General features: G+C 69.7%; 15 protein-coding genes. 8 read left to right on the top strand and 7 right to left on the bottom strand.

Annotated elements, in window-relative coordinates:
* Positions 1-172: 172 nt before the first annotated feature.
* From GA0070216_RS31950 to GA0070216_RS31940, 3 genes are all read right to left on the bottom strand, one after another.
* Complete coding sequence (locus GA0070216_RS31950; protein WP_091254099.1) at positions 173-601, bottom strand: cold-shock protein; 429 nt, start codon at positions 599-601, stop codon at positions 173-175.
* 576 nt (positions 602-1,177) lie between these two features.
* Positions 1,178-2,359: an acyltransferase family protein gene (locus GA0070216_RS31945; protein WP_176739249.1), complete on the bottom strand. Its 1,182-nt coding sequence runs from the start codon at positions 2,357-2,359 to the stop codon at positions 1,178-1,180.
* Between the two features lie 83 nt (positions 2,360-2,442).
* Entirely contained in the window at positions 2,443-3,531 is a 1,089-nt protein-coding gene (locus GA0070216_RS31940) for an alpha/beta hydrolase (RefSeq protein WP_141723270.1), read from the bottom strand.
* A gap of 215 nt (positions 3,532-3,746) precedes the next feature.
* Between GA0070216_RS31940 and GA0070216_RS31935 the strand changes: the two genes are divergently transcribed.
* Positions 3,747-4,937: a sensor histidine kinase gene (locus GA0070216_RS31935; RefSeq protein WP_091254088.1), complete on the top strand. Its 1,191-nt coding sequence runs from the start codon at positions 3,747-3,749 to the stop codon at positions 4,935-4,937.
* On the top strand, positions 4,934-5,599 hold the full coding sequence (locus GA0070216_RS31930) for a response regulator (protein WP_091254085.1): 666 nt from the start codon (positions 4,934-4,936) through the stop codon (positions 5,597-5,599). The genes GA0070216_RS31935 and GA0070216_RS31930 overlap by 4 nt, the downstream gene beginning before the upstream one ends.
* On the opposite strand, the gene GA0070216_RS36770 is transcribed toward GA0070216_RS31930, so the two are convergent.
* Both GA0070216_RS36770 and GA0070216_RS36765 read right to left on the bottom strand, forming a co-directional pair.
* The gene (locus GA0070216_RS36770) at positions 5,559-5,879 is read right to left on the bottom strand and encodes an alpha/beta hydrolase (protein ID WP_425413213.1); all 321 of its coding nucleotides are present in this window, start codon (positions 5,877-5,879) and stop codon (positions 5,559-5,561) included. The two genes, GA0070216_RS31930 and GA0070216_RS36770, sit on opposite strands and share 41 nt — an antisense overlap.
* The gene (locus tag GA0070216_RS36765; RefSeq protein ID WP_141723272.1) at positions 5,851-6,084 is read right to left on the bottom strand and encodes an alpha/beta hydrolase; all 234 of its coding nucleotides are present in this window, start codon (positions 6,082-6,084) and stop codon (positions 5,851-5,853) included. Before GA0070216_RS36765 ends, GA0070216_RS36770 begins: the two co-directional genes overlap by 29 nt.
* A 476-nt stretch (positions 6,085-6,560) precedes the next feature.
* Between GA0070216_RS36765 and GA0070216_RS31915 the strand changes: the two genes are divergently transcribed.
* Positions 6,561-7,301 (top strand): FkbM family methyltransferase, encoded by a 741-nt coding sequence (locus GA0070216_RS31915; RefSeq protein ID WP_091254070.1) that lies wholly within the window; start codon positions 6,561-6,563, stop codon positions 7,299-7,301.
* A gap of 108 nt (positions 7,302-7,409) precedes the next feature.
* On the opposite strand, the gene GA0070216_RS31910 is transcribed toward GA0070216_RS31915, so the two are convergent.
* Entirely contained in the window at positions 7,410-8,519 is a 1,110-nt protein-coding gene (locus GA0070216_RS31910) for an alpha/beta fold hydrolase (RefSeq protein ID WP_176739248.1), read from the bottom strand.
* 104 nt (positions 8,520-8,623) lie between these two features.
* On the opposite strand from GA0070216_RS31910, the gene GA0070216_RS31905 reads away from it, so the two are divergent.
* The 4 genes from GA0070216_RS31905 to kamB all read left to right on the top strand — a co-directional run bounded on the left by GA0070216_RS31905 (position 8,624) and on the right by kamB (position 12,360).
* Complete coding sequence (locus GA0070216_RS31905) at positions 8,624-8,839, top strand: MbtH family protein (protein WP_091254065.1); 216 nt, start codon at positions 8,624-8,626, stop codon at positions 8,837-8,839.
* A 149-nt stretch (positions 8,840-8,988) separates the two neighbouring features.
* Positions 8,989-10,554 (top strand): lysine 5,6-aminomutase subunit alpha, encoded by a 1,566-nt coding sequence (kamD, locus tag GA0070216_RS31900; RefSeq protein WP_091254061.1) that lies wholly within the window; start codon positions 8,989-8,991, stop codon positions 10,552-10,554.
* On the top strand, positions 10,547-11,323 hold the full coding sequence (gene kamE / locus GA0070216_RS31895; protein WP_091254057.1) for a lysine 5,6-aminomutase subunit beta: 777 nt from the start codon (positions 10,547-10,549) through the stop codon (positions 11,321-11,323). The genes kamD and kamE overlap by 8 nt, the downstream gene beginning before the upstream one ends.
* Positions 11,320-12,360: a lysine 5,6-aminomutase reactivase subunit KamB gene (kamB, locus tag GA0070216_RS31890; protein WP_091254055.1), complete on the top strand. Its 1,041-nt coding sequence runs from the start codon at positions 11,320-11,322 to the stop codon at positions 12,358-12,360. The genes kamE and kamB overlap by 4 nt, the downstream gene beginning before the upstream one ends.
* 95 nt (positions 12,361-12,455) lie before the next feature.
* On the opposite strand, the gene GA0070216_RS31885 is transcribed toward kamB, so the two are convergent.
* Complete coding sequence (locus tag GA0070216_RS31885; RefSeq protein WP_091254052.1) at positions 12,456-13,652, bottom strand: cytochrome P450; 1,197 nt, start codon at positions 13,650-13,652, stop codon at positions 12,456-12,458.
* A 241-nt stretch (positions 13,653-13,893) separates the two neighbouring features.
* Here GA0070216_RS31885 and GA0070216_RS31880 point away from each other — a divergent pair.
* The coding region (locus GA0070216_RS31880; RefSeq protein WP_141723268.1) for a non-ribosomal peptide synthetase at positions 13,894-18,114 on the top strand (4,221 nt) is incomplete at its 3' end.

The raw sequence follows: 18,114 nt of genomic DNA, 5'->3' as shown, positions 1-18,114 counted from the left end.
CACCTGGTTCGACGCCAGCCGAGCAGGCGTGGCGCCCTCACCTGGGCGCCGCCTGCTCGGCTGGCGGCCAACCTCCTGCCGGTGAGGGCACAAACGCCGATGACGGCTGGTCCCGGGCACCGTGGCCCGGGACCAGCCGTCGCCTACGCGTTGACGCGGGGCACGCCGCGCGTCAGCCGTCCACCCAACCGTGGGAGCGGCTGAACTCGATGAACCTCTTGCGTACCTCGATGATCTGGGAGCCGGTCAACGACGGCGCGCACTGCAGGAGCATCTCGGTCACGGCCCCGACGAACTCGGCGGATGCGAGAACGTCGCACATCTCTTCGTCGCCGTCCGTGCGGACCCGAGGTCGGATCTCGTCTCCATGGGGCGACGCGGGCGGTGTCTCGGCCGTTTCCAGAACTCGGACCGACCGGGCGCGCAGTCCGCGGTCGCCATCTACGGCGTCATACTCGATCGGCAGGCCGATCCGCACCAGTTGGCGTTGCTCGCCGAAGTCGTTGGCATGGAAGAAGACGTCCTCACCGCCGCCCGTCGGGGCGATGAACCCATAACCACGCACATCATCGAATCGGATGATCTTACCCACAGAAGACATCACACCACCACGTATGCTCAAACGCCTGAACGCCTACCGACAAGGTTGCCATCCGGGTTCACGCAGGTGAACCGGTTGGCGGTGAAGGACCTACGGGTCCTTCGGTGACGCACTACGTGACGCCCTGTCCAAATCCCGTATCTGAACACGCGTCCATTCCCACGGACTTCCGCACTATTACCCAGCATCTCCCGACGGGCGGACCCGACGCCATTGCCCGGGCTTGTCGGGGGCCTATTCCCTGGCCCCAGGATGACGATCTCCCACTGCCCTCCCCATGTGGTCAGGATTCACCACTTCCACCACGCCCGGGAACCCGATGGTCGGGGATCACGCGGCGAAGCATGGCGCGATCATCTTACGCCGGCGAACCGAACCCGTCTGCGACGGAACACGCGCGAATGCCATCGCGGGGGCAATGGCGCCGCCCGCCGATCGGTCCGGCGGGGCCGCCGCACGGACGTGTCCAACTGCGGACCACCCCGGTTGTACGACAGCGGTACGCGCATCGAGGGCCGTCACCGAGCCCGCGATCGTTCCCGCTATCCGCGCCGGCCGCCACCGGGCAACGCGCGCTCATGCTCCCCTGGAGGGAAGGGCTCCCCGTTCTGTCGAGGTCTCGGTGTCGTCGCCGACGCGTCCAGCTCGTCCGACCTCCCCGGTCGGCGGGTGCCGCGGCGAAGCCCGGTGGAAGACCGCCACCAGGCCGGCCAGGGTCAGCAGGAACAGCGGCACCCACACCAGGCGGTGCAGCAGCCACCGGCCGTCGGGTGTGTCGAGCAGACCGGGCAGATGCCGGCCCACGAGCAGGCCGGCGAAGACCACCAGCAACATCGCGGTCTGGTGCCAGCAGAACAACTCCATCGCAGTCCGGTTCAGCAGGGTGACCGTCCTCGCCAGCCGGGGGCGACGCAGCGGTCCGGCCAGCCTCGCCCGCAGGAGGAGGAATACCCCGAGTTGGGCGAACGCCAGTGACACTGTGAAGAGCGACGGCGGGTCGAGATTGGACCACCGGTCTCCGGGAACGCCGACGGCGCTGGCCGGATACCCGACCACGAGCACCAGAAGCGCCCCGGCCGTGCCGCCGAGGGCCAGCAGGCCCGCGCCCGCATACCGGGGCAGTCGGTTCTCGGCCATCGCGATACCCAGCAGATAGGGCACCGACCAGCCGATCACGGTGACCGCGATCTTCCACCCGAGCGGCAGACCGTTGGCGCGCAACCCGTCGGTGATCCCGACGACGCAGATCGCCGGCAGGATCGACCACAGCCCCCACCGGGCCACGAGCTTGATCAACGGCGTGGTGAGCGCCACCAGCGCGAGGTACACCGGCAGGAACCACAGGGGATGGGTGACGAGCGACGTGACGACGTGCTGGGTTCTCGCGGGTGCGTCGATGGCGTCCAGGAGCAGCAGAGCCGGCACCCACACCGCGGCGAACAGCAGCAGCGGCCGGACCAGCCGGTGGTACCGCGCGCCCAGCCGTGGCACCCGCGCCCAGCGGGCCCGGTGGCCCTCCCGCGTGCGGGTCGGGTCCGCCTTCGCCCGCCGCCGCGACCGGGCGGCCGCGTAACCGCCGGCGAAGAAGAACAGCCCGAGGGTCTGCAGGAACCAGCTCGCCGGCGCGAACTGCGGGATGTACGACAACGGGCTCTCGCCGTGCAGCGTCGACGGCAGGTAGGGATCACTGACGATCGCGGAGACCATCCAGTGCCCGAGCACCACGCCCAGGATGGCGACAGCCCGCAGCGCGTCCACCGTATGGTCTCGATGGGCCGGTGTCGACGTTCCGTCTGTCCGCTCAGGTGCCACACCCGGGATGGGCCGTCTACAGGTATCGGTCATGGTGTCTCCCGTGCGTCGGTGCCGAGCAGTGCGATCGAGGTGAGGCTGGCCTGCGACCGCGTTCCCACCGCCAGGTAGTGGTCGTGGTCCGGAACGTCGTCGGCGGGGAAGATACTGGCCCCGAATCCCGGTGTGGCCGGCTGGGTGCCGTGGCCGAGGCCGCGCAGGCGGGCACCCGGCACCCAGCGCATGTTGTCGCGCGGGGAGAGCGCGGCCCAGACGCGTGCCTCGGTACCCAGATCCGTTGCCCTGTCCACCCCCATGCCCGGGCTGCCGAAGGCCGCTATGTCGGTCACCTGGACCGGCAGCCGGTGCGCTGCGAGGCCGATCACCGTCGATCCGTAGCTGTAGCCGAGCAGGGCGATCGTGGCTTGCGGACGGAGCAGGGTCAAGCCGGCTACGAAGCGCTCCAGGGCGGCCGCTCCGGTCTCGGCCAGATCCTCACGCGCGGCGGAGAGGTCCACCCCGTCCGGGGCGTCGTATCCCAGCCAGACCACGACCGCGAAGCTCTCCGCCGGTACCTGGTAGCCATGCGCGGAGTGGTACAGGTCCTGGCCCTGCGTCGAGGGGGACCGGGCGGGTTTGCCGCCGACGCCACGCCAGAAGTTGCCAGCTCGGTTGCCGGCCCCGGGCACCAGGACGGCGATTCGATCCGCGTGGTCGAGGTCGCCGAAGACCTGCGCGACCTGGCCCTGCCCTCGGGGGTCGAACAGGAGGTACTGTCCGGCCCGGTCCCCGTACGGCGGACCCGCCAGCGCCATCGCCCGCCGGTTCGCCTCGTACCGCAAACCCGGCGGAGCGCCGTCCAGATTTCCGACCACACCCGGGTACGAGGCCGCCAGTCCACGCTGCTCCTCGGCATCGAGGGTGGCGAGGAACGCCCGGATCTCGGCCGGCTCGGCACGCGTCGGGTCGGGCAGGTGTCGGGGATCGGCGAGCCAGGCTGCGGCGCCCACCGGCGGGGTCACCCGCACGGCGCCGGACGGTGGAAGCAGGTTGGCGGCGGTCGGTGCGAGAGATATCAGGACGCCGGTCAGCCAGGTGAGCAGGCTCCTGCGCCAGCGGCGGGGAACAGGACGGGTCACCGTTGTCTCCGGTCGGTGCCGTTCCGGACGTCGGTGACGAGACCTGCGGTATTCACGCCGGACTGGTCGACAAGTCGGTGCATACCTCTGACGGTGTCAAAGATGGGCAGTGATTGTCATCGGTCCGTCGATGACACTGAGGTGCCCGGGTTAGACCACTGGCTTAGGTCCGCGGACTGATGATGACGGCTGACGGGGCCGGATAGGATCGGCCCATGTCGGTCGTTGCCCCTGCTCAGCTGCCCAGAAGGGTCTTGGGGCAGTCCCCTTCCTGGCTCGTCTGGGGCAGCTTCGCCCTCTCACCCCTGCTGCTGTTTCTCTGGGTGAGAACCGGCAATCCGGCGAACTGGCCCCTTGGCCTCCGCTTCATCGTGCCCAGCCTGCTGATGGCGCTGCCGGTCGTCGGGCTGCGTCGCCGCCCGTTCGCCGCGCTGGTGGTGATGTTGCTCGACGTGGCGTTGGTGGAGCTGTTGACGTCCTCGGCGGTGATCTACGACGCGCAGTTCCACAGCGTGCTACGCACCATCCAGACCGCCGCGCTGGACGTCGCGGTCGGTTATGTCGCGGCTCTCCGGAAACCGCGGATCTCGGTGGCCACCGCGGCCTTCGTGCTGGTCGTGCAGCTGACGGTAGCGGTCGCGTTGCAGATCAGTCCGGCGGACCTCAACGAGCGGGTGACACAGAATCTCCTCGCCGTGACGGTCGCCTGGATGGTCGGCAACTCGGCGCGGCAGCGCCGGTTGTTCGCCGAGGCGCAGCGGGTCGAGGCCGCGGCGAGCGCGGTACAGGCCGAACGGCTACGGATCGCCCGGGAGTTGCACGACGTGGTCGCGCACTGTGTGGGGGTGGTCGCGATGCAGGCCGGCATGGCTCGACGGGTGTTCGACACCCAGCCGGAGGAGGCCCGCAACGCGCTGACCGAGATCGAGCAGACTGGCCGGGAGACGCTGGCGAGTCTGCGCCGGATGCTCGGTTCATTGCGTCGTGCCGACCTGAGTTCCGGCTCTGCACCACTGGATCCGGCGCCGCGCCTGAGCGACCTCGACCAGTTGGCCGAGCGGTCCCGGGCCCTCGGCGTGCAGGTGGAGGTCCGGTCGCGCGGCGCAGATTCACCCCTGCCGTCGGACATCGACCTGTCCGCGTATCGGATTATTCAGGAAGCGGTGACCAACGTGGTACGGCACGCCGATGCACGGCATTGCGAGGTCGTCGTCGACCGGCGACCGGACGAGTTGTCCATCCAGGTGATCGATGATGGCCGCGGCGCGGCCGGCACGGGCACCGGCTTCGGCATCGTCGGGATGCGGGAACGGGTCAGCCTGCTCGGCGGGGAGTTCGATGCCGGCCCTCGCCCCGAAGGTGGGTTCCGGGTGGAGGCCCGGATTCCACTGGTTCCCGTCCGATGACCGTCCGCGTGGTGCTGGTCGACGATCAGCCGTTGATCCGGAGCGCGTTACGGATCCTCATCGTCGACAGCGGCGACCTGACGACTGTGGGGGAGGCCGGCACCGGCGACGAGGCGGTCGCCGTGGTGAGCCAGACGCGGCCGGACGTGGTGGTGATGGACATCCGGATGCCGGGCATGGATGGCATCGAGGCGACCCGGCGCGTGATGGCCGGCCCCGACGCTCCCCGGGTACTGATCCTCACCACGTTCGACGACGACGAGTACGTGTACGCCGCGCTGCGCGCCGGTGCCAGCGGCTTCCTGGTCAAGGACACCGGACTGGACGAGATTCTCAGTGCCATCCGGGTGATCGCCGCCGGTGAGGGCCTGATGGCGCCGCGGGCGACCCGGCTGCTGATCGAGCAGTTCGTCCGGGGTCCGCAGTCCGCCCCGCCGCCCGTTCCGAGCCGCAGCGCCGACATCATCACCGAGCGGGAGCGCGAGGTGCTGACGTTGATCGGTCAGGGTAAGGCCAACAGCGAGATCGCCAGCGAGTTGTGGATCAGTGTGGCCACCGCCAAGGCGCATGTCGGCCGACTCTTGACGAAGCTCGACGCCCGCGACAGGGTGCAGCTGGTGATCATTGCCTACGAGATGGGGTTGGTCTCCACGTCCCGCTGAGGCGCTGCCGCCGACCCCGCCGACCCCGGCCGCCAGGTGCGCCAGCGAGGCGGTGCCTTCGGCCAGGTAGTGGTCGTGACCGGCCAACGGTGATCGCCGCCCGAGGGCGGACGACGGCCAGACCGTCGACGACGTGCAGCAGCTCGACGGCGCCGAGCGTGGCCAGCCGTTGTCGGGTGGCGGCCAGACCGACGCCGCCGGGCGGCCGGTAGCCCAGCCAGGCGATCACGGCGATCCGGGCGTTCCGGCCCTCAGCAGCGGCGACGGCGGCTCGGTGCAGGTTGCCGGCCTGCCCCGCCGGTGCCCGGTGTGCCCGCCCGCCCAGGCCCCGGCGGAAGTCGACCGACCCGAGTGTTGGCGCCCGGCACCAGCACGGCGATCCGGTCGGCATGGCACGGGTCGCCGTACACTACAGCTATCCGGCCGGCGTCCTCGTCGAACAACAGGTACTGCCCCTCCCACGAACGGTACGGCCCGAGGTGCATCTGTTGACGGTTCGCGGCGTATCGCAGTGCCGGTGGCGCACCCTCGAGCTGCCCGACGACATCGAGGTGGCGGCGGGCGAGCTCCGCACCCTCGGCGGGGACGAGATCGGAGAAGAAGCGGCGCACCGCCACCGGGTTGGGCCGGGACAGCGGCCACCCCGGTCGGTGGACACCGGGCGCGTTGGGGTGGACTGCCGGAGTAGGGCCAGCAGTTCGGGGCGGGCGGCCTTCCCGGCGGCCGGGTCCGCGGTGGCGGTTCCCGGGCGGACGAAAGGCGGCCGCGAAGATTTCTACGGGAGGGTGGAAGTCACCCGCTGACAGTGCCGTACGACCGATGGTCTGGGCATCCACCCGGTGATGAATACCCTCGCGGAGATGTCACCCGGGGGCGTAAGCCCCCGGGGGGTGCCGCTCCGGTAGACGATTGTCTAGTGTCGTGCGTGATCTCACGACCCCTGAATGTTGCGGAGAACTGGATGCCCGGCCTCAACCGACCGGCCCTCACCCACGCCCTGACCAACCTGGTTGCCCGTCACACGCGCTTCCTGGACAATGAGCTGCCGACCATGCGTACGCTTGTCAAGCGCGGTGACGTATGCGTCGACGTCGGGTCCGCCGCGGGCGTCTACACGCAGGCGCTCTCCCACCTCGTCGGCCCCAGCGGGCTGGTGCACAGTGTGGAACCGCTGTCGTTCTCGCACCCGCTGTGGACCCGGGTCTTGGCCGCCAAGGAGCGGCCCAATGTGCGTTATCATCCGATCGCGTTGGGTGCCGAGCCGGGCCGGATGGCGATGCGGGTGCCCTTCGGCCCAGGCGGGGCGGCGACGAGCCGCTCATTCCTGGACTGGCACTCGCAGGGCGTCGGCTCCAACGACGAGTTCACCCACCACGCCGACGTCATGGTCGACGTGCTCACGCTCGACGGCCTGGCGGAGAAAGTCGGTCTCACCAGGCTCGATTTTCTCAAGATCGACGTCGAGGGTGGCGAGCTGCACGTGCTTCACGGCGGTGTGCAGACCGTCGAGAAGTACCTGCCGAAGATGTACATGGAGATTGAGGAACGGCACACGGCCCGGTACGAGTACGGACCGGACGACATCGTGAAGTGGTTGCGCGAGCGTGGGTACACCATGTATTCGTGGCGCAACGGCTGGCACGCGACCGATCGGGTGCACGATCACGTCAACAACTACGTCTTCCGGGTGCCGCCTCGGTAGGGCCGGTCGGCGTGGCGGTGACGTCCCACTGACGGCAGCCGGCGAGGACCGGTAGGACAGGTGGCAACGACCATCCGCCGGCCCTTGCCGGCCGGGCCGTGCTGTCGTTCAGGCGCTTACCCGGGCCGGCGCACCGCCGGCCCGCTCGCAGACCCGGACGAACGGCAGCTCCTCGATCGGCCGCTCCTCGAAGTGAGCGAGGAACAGGTCGGCGGTTTCGCGCGGTCGTTCCAGGTGAACCATGTGGTCCGCGTCGGCGATCAGGGCGAAGACGCCGTGCGGGCTGGTCCGGGCGACCCGCCGCGAGATCTCGGGCGGGGTGTACGTGTCGTGTTCACCGGTGACGACAAGCAAGGGGGTCCGGATCGCCGGCTCGGGTTCGAGGTGATCGCGGGCCATCAGGCGCAGGGTGTTCTGCACGTACTTCTCGGCCTCGTCCGCCGTGATGGTGCTGAAGCGGCGATTGAGGATCCGGTCGACCCCGACGCGGTGCACGACGGTCCGGTCGGTGTCGGGGCACATGAACAGCGCCACCGTCGCCGCCGCGAACTCTTCCATGCGCTGTTCCCGCAGCAGCGTCAGGCTGTGTTCGACCGCAGGACGGATGGCATCCGGGATCGAGGTCAGACAGGCCAGGACGACGAGGTGGCCGACCAGTTCGGGATGACGTTGGGCCATCCGGTATCCGATCATCGCCCCGTAGGAGCCGACGGCCATGTCGACGTGTGTCACACCGAGTTCGTCGAGTCCCTGACGGAGGGTGTCGACCAGGAAGTCGGTGTCGTAGTCGGCGGGCAGGGTGTCCGCCGACCCTGAACCGGGCAGATCCACGGTGATGACGGGACGCGCCTCAAGGAGGAACTGCTCCAGCCTGCCCCACGACTCCTTGCGTTGGAACGCGCCCCCCACCAGCAGGACAGGGACGGCATCGGACACCCGCCCGACGACCGAACGAGTCTCGAAAACGAAGCCATCCCGAATGTGTTGACGGACAGTTACCTCTGGCTTGCTGCTCATGCTGATTCCTCTCTGACGACGACGGCAAGAGGGATGCGGCTCCTGGATGCCGATCGCTTTCAGCGGTGCCGAAACGTCCGTGGACGTGGTAATGAGCCACTCAAGCGGGCGGGCACGACTGCGGCGGGCCGTGTCGTTCAATTGCCCCTGCTCGTCAGTTGAACAGCGCCGTCGGAGCGTCTGCCAGGTGTTCGCCCGCACGCGTCCACACGATTGATCGGCCTCGGCAGATGGCCCATAGTCGTCGGCGACGTCCCTGAATTGTCGCTTCGGCGATCAGTTCGCGGTGAAGAGGAGACTGCACAGTGACGAATCCGTTCGAAGACCCCGACGCCAACTATCTGGTACTCGTCAACGACGAGGGGCAGCATTCATTGTGGCCGGTCTTCATCGAAGTCCCCGCTGGCTGGGAAACGGTTTTCGGTGAGGCGGGTCGACAGGACTGCCTGAACTACATCGAGAAGAACTGGACCGACATGCGCCCGAAGAGCCTGATCAAGGCCATGGAGGGCAACGGCTGAGGTCCGGCCGGATCCACTGCGTTCCCGGGGCGCCGGCCTGACAACCCGTGCGCCCCGGCCCTGGTGCACCGCGGGGACGTCGGCGACTCGTCGCCGGACAGCCGCGCACTGTGCTGATGGCGTCTCCTCGATCTGCCCCGGGAGGGTGCATGCGTTCGAAGCTCGGCCTTGATGTCGGCCTGGCCGACTCGTGCCGTGAGGTGGCTGCGGAAATCGCCCGTGACGTTGGCCAACGGACCGCCGGTAGGACCACCGTGTCGGTGGAGCGCACCGTCGCCCGTCTGCTCGGTGTGGACGGTGTCGACGCGCTCGACGTGCCGCTGCCGAACGTCCTCGTCGACCAGATCGAGGAGCACGGCGGGCTGGCCAGGGGCCTGGCCTACTGGCTCGGCAACGCCATCATCGCCACCGGTGCCGAGCCGCTGGAGATCGCCAAGCTGGTCGGCGCGGGCGAACTCGACCTTCACCACCTGCCCCTCGCCGAGGACCACCGGATTCGGCAGACCATCCGACAGCATGCCGCCGCGGCGCTGGAGAAGATTCGTGGCACCCGGGCCGAGCGTGCGACGTTCCGGGCCGGCCTGGACGGCGGCACCGCCGACGCGGTCGAGACCTACGTGCTGACGGCCACCGGCAACGTCTACGAGGACGTCGCGCACGCGGAGGCCGTCGCGGAGAACGGCGGGGACATCGTCGCCGTCATCCGGTCCACCGCGCAGAGCCTGCTGGACTACGTTCCCTTCGGCCCGACCACCGAGGGGTTCGGCGGCACCTTCGCCACCCAGGCGAATTTCGCCATCATGCGCGAGGCGTTGGACCGTTGGTCGCGGGCGAATGGCCGCTATGTCAAGCTCTCCAGCTTCTGTTCGGGCCTCTGCATGCCGGAGATCGCCGCCATGGGCGCCATCGAGGGCCTGGACAACATGGTCAACGACGCCCTCTACGGCATCCTCTACCGGGACATCAACCTGCGCAGGACGCTTATCGACCAGCGCTTCTCCCGGATGATCAACGGCTACTTCGGAGTCGTCATCAACACCGGCGAGGACAACTACCTGCGGACCGCCGACGCGGTCACCGCGGCGCCGTCCGTCGTCGCCTCCCAGATGATCAATTACTTCCTCGCCCGGGACAGTGGCCTGCCACCCGAGCAGATCGGTGTCGGCAACGCCTTCGAGATCCACCCGGACGTCACCAACGGCCTCCTGTACGAGTGGGCGCAGGCGCAACTGACCCGGGAGCTGTTCCCGGACTGTCCGGTCAAGTACATGCCGCCCACCGTGCACATGAACGGCAACCCGTTCCGCACCCATGCCGTCGACAGCCTGTTCAACCTTGTCACGGTCGCGACCAAGCAGGAGATACAGACCATCGGCGTACCCACCGAAGGTGTCTTCACCCCGCACATCCACGACCGCGTCCTCGGGTTGGAGAACACCCGTTACGTGGCCAACTTCGCCCGGGATCTCGGCGACGACATCGAGTTCCGCCCCGGCGGCATCATCCAGACCCGTGCCGCGCAGGTGCTCGCCGAGGCACATCAGATGCTGCTGGAGATCGCCGAGATCGGGCTGTTCGACGCGATCGGCAAGGGCTACTTCGGCAACGTGTCCCGGCATTACGACCACGGCCGCGGCGCCGAGGGCATCGTCGAGTTCGACACCGGCTACTACAACCCGTTCATGGAACTGATGGGGGTCGACCTCGATGCGTGAGACCGCTGACCTGTCCGCAGTCCGGCCGTACGGTGACCACCTCAACGACGGCCTCGTGCAGGTGACCTTCACCCTCCCGGTGCCGTACGGCCTGGCGGCCCGGCACGCGGCCCTGGAACTGGCCCGCACGATGCGGCTCACCGAGCCGGAGGTGGTGCACTACCAGCGGCTCTGCGACGGCTACACCTACTTCGTGGTGATCGGTCAGTGTCGGCAGTCGGTCGACTTCGCCACCCTGCGCGAGGGCGCGTTCGACATCCAGTACCTCACCGAGCACGAGATCGATCGGTTGATCGAGGAGCAGATCGGCCGGCGGGTCGTCGTGATCGGCGCCAGCACGGGCACCGACACCCACAGCGTCGGCATCGACGCGATGCTCAACCTCAAGGGCCTCGACGGCCGGCATGGACTGGAGGCCTATCACGGCTTCGAAGTCCACAACCTCGGTAGCCAGGTGCCCAACGCCCGACTGGTGGAGCGGGCGATCGCGGTGAACGCCGACGCCATCCTGGTGTCGCAGACGGTCACCCAACAGAATCTGCACCTGCACAACCTCACTGAGCTGGTGGAGATCGCCGAGGCTGAGGGGATCCGGGACCGGACGCTGTTGATCTGCGGCGGGCCGCGCGTCTCCCACGAACTGGCCAAGGAGTTGGGCTTCGACGCCGGGTTCTCCAAGGGCACCTACCCGGACCACGTCGGCACGTACATCGCCAAAGAGCTGGTGGCCCGCCGTGCGATCGCCTCGACGACCGCGACCGCGGGGTGAGCGCCCACCACCTGGCCGATCTTGTCACCGAGGCGCAGCGCGTCGCGGTCATTGGCCTTGCCAAGAACACGGGCAAGACCCGTACCCTGGTCGCGCTCCTGGCCGAGCTGCACCGGCGCGACCGTACCGTCGGGCTGACCTCGGTGGGACGCGACGGTGAGGCCACCGACGTGGTCGACCCGCGGATCACCAAGCCGCGCATCCCCCTACCGCCGGGTGGCCTGGTCGCCACCGCGGAGCCGTTGCTGCGCGCCGCGGGGCTGCCGTACGAGGTGGTGAGCCGCACGGGCTACTCGACGCCCCTCGGGCGGACCATGATCGCCCGGCTGCCAGCCGGCGGCGCGGTCGAGGTGGCGGGCCCCAGCTCCAACCGTGGCACCGCCGAAGTGACCGCGGCGATGCGGGAACACGGCGCCGACATCGTGCTCGTCGACGGCGCGATCAACCGTCGGGCGGCCTCCTCACCGGCCGTCGCCGACCTGGTGCTGCTGGCCACCGGCGCCGCCCTGCACACCGAGTTCGCGCAGGTGGTGGAGCAGACTGTCGCAGCGGCCGAGGTCTTCGCCCTGCCCTGTTCGGGCGACCCGGCGGTGTACAGCGCCGCCGCGACAGCGGCGGGCAGCGTCGCGATCACCGGCTCCGGAGCGGTCGTGCCCGTCGACCGGGCGCTCACCCTGGGCGGCGCCGGCGCCGACCTGAGCCGATTGTTGGCGGGGCCGGACGGGGCACAGCACGTCGTGCTGAGTGGCGCGCTGTGCGAGTCGTTCGCCGAGGAGATCCGGCGCGCGGCGCGCGGCCGCAAGGTCTCCCTCGTCGTGACGGACAGTTCCAAGGTCTTCCTAGCCCAGCGCACCAGCGACTGGTACCGCCGGCAGAACGTGTCAATCGAGGTGCAGAAGCCGACGGTGCTCGCCGCGGTCAGCGTGAACCCGGTCGCGCCGTTCTCGCACCGGTTCGACTCCGTCGCGCTGCGCACCGAGCTGTCCGCCAGGCTGCCCGGCCTCTACTTCTGCGACCTTGGGCCGCACGTCGACTGATCGCGCGGAAGGTAGCGCACGGGTCACCCGGCCCGGTCGGAAAGACCGACGACGCGGGTGCCGCGCTCGATTCGTCGACGTGCCCGGCGGGGCGCTCAACCACGCAGACGCACGGGCATCCGCTCGGGGCCGTTGACCACGATCGAGCGCAGTAGCGTGGGCTCCTCGGCCAGGTCGATCCGCACCGACCGGTTGATCAGCTCCTGGTAGAGCAGCCGTAGCTCGACCCGGGCCAGCACGTTGCCCACGCAGAAGTGCTCGCCGAACCCGAGCGCCAGGTGCCGGTTCGGCTTGCGGGTGACGTCGAAACGGTCCGGGTCGGCGAACACGCTCTCGTCCCGGTTGGCCGACGGCAACCACAGGGTCACCAGATCGTTCGCGGCCAGCGTCGTGCCCCGGATGTCGACCGGGCGAGTGACCGTCCGCACGATGTGGGTGGCCGTGGAGGTCCACCGCAGGACCTCGTCGACGGCGGACGGCAGCAGGCCGTGGTCGGCGGCCAGCATCGCCCACTGGCCGGGGTGCTCCAGCAACGCCAGCATGCCGCCGGATGCCGCGATCCGGGTGTTCTCGGTACCGCCGACCAGGAGGTTATCGCAGTTGAGGATCACGTCGTCGGCAGGTAGTCGCTCACCGTCGATCTCCGCCGTGGCCAGCACGCTGACCAGGTCCTCACCGGGCCTGCGCGCCTTGGCCATCCGCAGGTCGTCGAAGTAGGACATGATCTGCAGGTGGGCGATCCGCTGGCTGCCCGCGTCGCCGGCACCGAACGCCTGACTGGTGAGGCCGTAGAGCAGCTCCCAGTCGGCCTCCGGTATACCCATCATGTCGCAGATGACGTACAGCGGCAGCCGGCCGGCGATGTCGGTGACGAAATCGCAGGTGCCCAGCTCCAGCGCCCGATCGACCACCGTCTGCGCGATCTTTTCTAGCTTCGGTTCCAGGCTGCGCATCGCCCGTACCGCGAACCAGGAGTCGACCAGGTTGCGCAACTGGCGGTGCCGGGGCGGGTCGGTCAGCGCCAGCGTCCGGCCCCCGCCAGGGTCCTCCCCGTGTCCGGCCGGCCGTAGCAGGATTCCCTTGGCGGAGCTGAACGTCTCCGGGTCCCGGTAGGCGGCTCGTACGTCGTCGTAGCGGGTCAGCGCCCAGAAACCGGGCAGCTCGGTCGCGGGGTGTCGATAGACCGGCGCGTGTGCGCGCAGCCACCGCCACTGACTGAATGGGTCGCCGTTGCGATACAGGTCGGGATCGACCAGGTTGATCGTGGGGCGCGGTTCCAACTCGGCGGGCATGCCGAAACCTCACCACCACCGTGGCGGGGGCGTCGATACCGGTTCAACCGGCGAGTCGACGCAGTTGAACAGCTGTTGGTCATCTGGCGCCGGCGGAAGGCTACCGGCAGCATGATTCGCGGCCCACCCTGCGAGGCGGATGTTGTGGTGCCACGTCACGACCAGACGGTGCAGCGGATGAAGCCAGATTGCCGTCGTGCCCCGCCGTTCCGGTCGTTCGTCGAGCGATGGGAGAGTGCGGATGCCTGCAGCTGAGGGTGAACTCCGGGAACTGATGGCTGGCCAGCTCGGCATCTGGTACCTCCAGCAGTTCGCTCCCGAGAGCCCGGTCTACCACGTCGGGGAGTACCTCGAGATCCGTGGTCCGCTGGATGCTCCCCGCTTCGTGGAGGCGATGGGGCGGGCGATCCGCGAGATCGACACGCTGTCCATCCGCCTCCAACCGGTGGCCGGCGACCCGCGACAGTACGTCGACCACGCCCGGCCTGCGCCCACCGGTTTCGTCGACCTCAGCGGCGACGTCGACCCGGAGGCCGCCGCCGACCGGCTGATGCGGGCGGACCTGGCGCAGCCACCCGAACTCGACGGTGGGCCGCTGGGTAACTTCCAGCTCATCAAGCTGGCCGAGGACCGCTTCTTCTGGTATCAGCGGGCGCACCATCTCGTCGCCGACGGGTACGCCGGCGGCCTGATCGCCAGCCGTACCGCCACCGTCTACGCCGCCCTCGGAGCCGGTACCGATCCGGCCGAGGGCGCCCCCGACTCCGTGACCGTCCTGCTGGACGCCGACCGCGAGTACCGGGCCTCCGACGAGTTCGCCGCCGATCGGGCGTACTGGCGTGCCGTCCTCGCCGACCTGCCCCGGCCGGCCGGGGCCGAGGTGGCGTCGGGCCGGCGGCTCGCGGGCCCCGCCGCCCGCCACACCGACAACCTGCCCAGCGCGACATCGGTCGAACTGAAGGCGGCCGCCCGCCGGCTCGGCACCAGCCTGGGCGGCCTGATGATCACGGCCGCGGCGCTGTACCGGCATCGGGCCACCGGCGAGAACGACGTGGTGATCGGCGTACCCGTGCGTGGCCGCAACGGCCGGCAGACGCTCGCCATCCCCGGCATGACCTCCAACGTGATGCCGGTGCGCTGCCGGATCCGCCCCGACATGCCGGTCGGCGACGTGGTCCGGCAGGTCTCCCGGGCCGTCCGCGACGGGCTGCGCCGCCAGCGGTACCGCTACGAGGACATTCTGCGCGACCTGAAACTGCTGGACAGCAACGGCCTGTTCGGCCTCGAACTCAACTTCGTGTCGTTCCTCTTCCCGGTCGAGATCGCCGGCTGCACGACCACCGCGCTCAATCTCTCCAGTGGCGCCGTCCCCAGCGTCCGGATCAATGTCTTCGACGTCCCCTCAGCCGAGGGCACCCAGGTCACCGTCGAGGTCAACCGGGAGGCGTACCCGTCCCTGGCCGAAGCGGACGTCTGCCGCCGCTTCACCGCCGTGCTGGACTGGCTGCGCGGCGCCGAGTCGGACGAGCCGGTCGCCCACATCGACGTCCTCGACGCCGACGAGCGGGTCCGGCTGCTCGACACCTGGAACGACACCGCCGTCGCGCTACCCGAGGCCCTGGTGCCCGAGTTGGTGGCCGCCCGGGCGGCAGCCTCCCCGGACGCTGTCGCGGTGGTCTGCGGCGACGAGCGCCTGACGTACGCCGATCTCGACGCGCGGGCCAACCGGCTGGCGCGGTTCCTCGTCGCCCAGGGCGTCGGCGTCGAGTCGGTGGTCGCGCTGTGCCTCCCGCGCGGCGTGGCAGCGGTGGAGTCGATGCTGGCCGTCTGGAAGGCCGGCGCGGCCTTCGTCCCGATCGACCCGGACTACCCCCCGAACCGGGTGTCGTTCATGGTCGCCGACAGCGGTGCCGCGCTGGTCCTCGGTGTCAGCGACGTGCTCGACGAACTGCCCGCCACCCGGGTCCGGGCGGTCGCTGTCGACGACCCCCACACCGCCGCGTCGGTGGCGGCCTGCGTCGCGGATCCGCTGCCGGTCCCGACGGCTCGTGACGCGCTCGCCTACATCATCTACACCTCGGGGTCGACCGGGCGGCCGAAGGGCGTCGCCGTGACCCACGGTGGTCTCGCCAACTACGTCCTCTGGGCGGCCGGCGCGTACCGTGCCGCCGAGACCGGCGGCAGTGCGCCGCTGCACTCCTCGCTGGCGTTCGACCTGACCGTGACCAGCCTGGTCGTGCCGCTGATCTCCGGCGGCACGATCTGGGCCAGCCCGGCCGGCGGCGCCGACGGCCTGACCGACCTGATCCGGGACGCGGGCGGCTTCGGGCTGGCCAAGGTGGTGCCGGCGCACCTGCCGCTGCTGACCGCTGCCCTCACCGACACCGAGGTGGCCCGCGCCGCCCGTACCTGGGTGGTCGGCGGAGAGGCACTGGCCGGCGCGGACGTGCGTGCCCTGCTGGCCCGCGCCCCCGACTCGGTGGTGGTCAACGAGTACGGTCCCACCGAGACGGTGGTGGGCTGCTGTGTGTACGAGGTCGCCGCCGGCGACCCGGTCGCCGCGTCGGTGCCGATAGGCCGACCGATCGCCAACACCCGGATGTACGTGCTCGACGGCGCGCTCAGCCCGGTGCCGGTCGGTGCCGCCGGTGAGCTGTACATCGCCGGAGCACAGCTCGCCCAGGGGTACGTCGGACGACGCGGCCTGACCGCCGAGCGCTTCGTGGCCTGCCCGTTCGGCAGCGCGCAGCGGATGTACCGCACCGGTGACGTGGCCCGGTGGACCACGGACGGCCAACTGGAGTTCCTCGGCCGCGCCGACGACCAGGTCAAGATTCGCGGCTTCCGGATCGAACCCGGCGAGGTGCAGGCTGTCCTCGCCGCCCACCCGTCGGTCGACCGCGCGGCCGTGGTGGCCCGCGAGGACATCGCCGGCGACCTGCGACTGGTGGCGTACGTCGTCCCGGACGACCCGGACGACCTGGGCGACGTCGATCTGCCGGCGGCGGTCCGGAAGTTCGCCGCCGTCCGGCTGCCCGAGCACATGGTGCCGGCCGCCGTGGTGCCGCTGGCGACCCTGCCGCTGACCGCCAACGGCAAGCTCGACCGTGCCCTGCTCCCGGCCCCGAACTACGGCGGGGGTGGCATCGGCCGGCGTGAACCTGCCGATGCTCGTGAGGAGCTCCTCTGTGCCGCCTTCGCCGACGTGCTCGAACTGCCCACCGTCGGAGTCGACGAGGACTTCTTCGCCCTCGGAGGGCACTCGCTGCTGGCCGTCCGGCTGATCAGTCGGATCCGGACGCTCCTCGGCGTCGACCTGGAGATTCGGCAGCTCTTCGACGCCCCCACCCCGGCCACTCTCGCCGCTCGGCTGGCCGGTGGCGGCCCTGGACGACCGCCGCTGCGCGCTGGTGTCCGCCCCGATCCGATCCCGCTGTCGTACGCCCAGCGTCGGCTGTGGTTCGTCGCGCAACTGGAGGGGCCGGGCGCCACCTACAACAGCCCCGTCGCCCTGCAACTGTCCGGCCCGGTGGATTCGGTCGCCCTCGACGCGGCACTGCGCGACGTGATCGGCCGGCACGAGGCGCTTCGCACGGTGTTCCCCACCGCCGACGGCGAGCCGTACCAGCGGATCCTCGATCCGAACGAGCTGCGCTGGGAACTCGCTGCTCGCGCCGTCGCGTCCGAGGACCTCGAGGCCGCGGTGGCCGCCGCGGCGGCGTACCCGTTCGACCTCGCCACCGAGGTGCCGATCCGGGCCTGGTTGTTCACCACCGCGCCCACCGATCACGTTCTGGTGCTCGTCGTGCACCACATCGCGAGCGACGGCTGGTCGGTCGCCCCGATGTCGCGCGACATCGCCACCGCGTACGCGGCTCGTCGGGTGGGTCAGGTGCCGGGGTGGTCGCCGTTGCCGGTGCAGTATGCGGATTTTGCGGTGTGGCAGCGGGGGTTGTTGGGTGTGGAGTCGGATGTGGGGAGTGTGGGTTCGCGGCAGGTGGGGTTTTGGCGTGGGGTGTTGGCGGGTGTGCCGCAGGAGTTGCGGTTGCCGGTGGATCGGGTGCGTCCGGTGGTGGCTGGTCGTGGGGGTTGTGGGGTGGGGTTGGTGGTGTCGGCGGGGGTGCATGCGCGGGTGGTGGAGGTGGCGCGGGTTGAGGGGGTGACGGTGTTCATGGTGTTGCAGGCGGCGTTGGTGGTGTTGTTGTCGCGGTTGGGTGTGGGGGTGGATGTGCCGGTGGGGACGGTGGTGGCGGGTCGTGTGGATGAGGCGTTGGATGAGGTGGTGGGGTTTTTTGTGAATATGTTGGTGTTGCGGACGGATGTGTCGGGTGATCCGTCGTTTGTGGAGTTGTTGGGGCGGGTTCGTGAGGTGGGGTTGTCGGCGTTCGAGCATCAGGATGTGCCGTTCGAGCGGTTGGTGGAGGAGTTGGCGCCGGAGCGTTCGCTGTCCCGACACCCGCTG

Source organism: Micromonospora matsumotoense (assembly GCF_900091525.1).
GTDB classification, from domain to species: Bacteria; Actinomycetota; Actinomycetes; order Mycobacteriales; family Micromonosporaceae; genus Micromonospora; species Micromonospora matsumotoensis.
The sequence above is the reverse complement of the archived record's forward strand: the minus strand, read 5'-3'. Positions and strand labels throughout refer to the sequence as shown.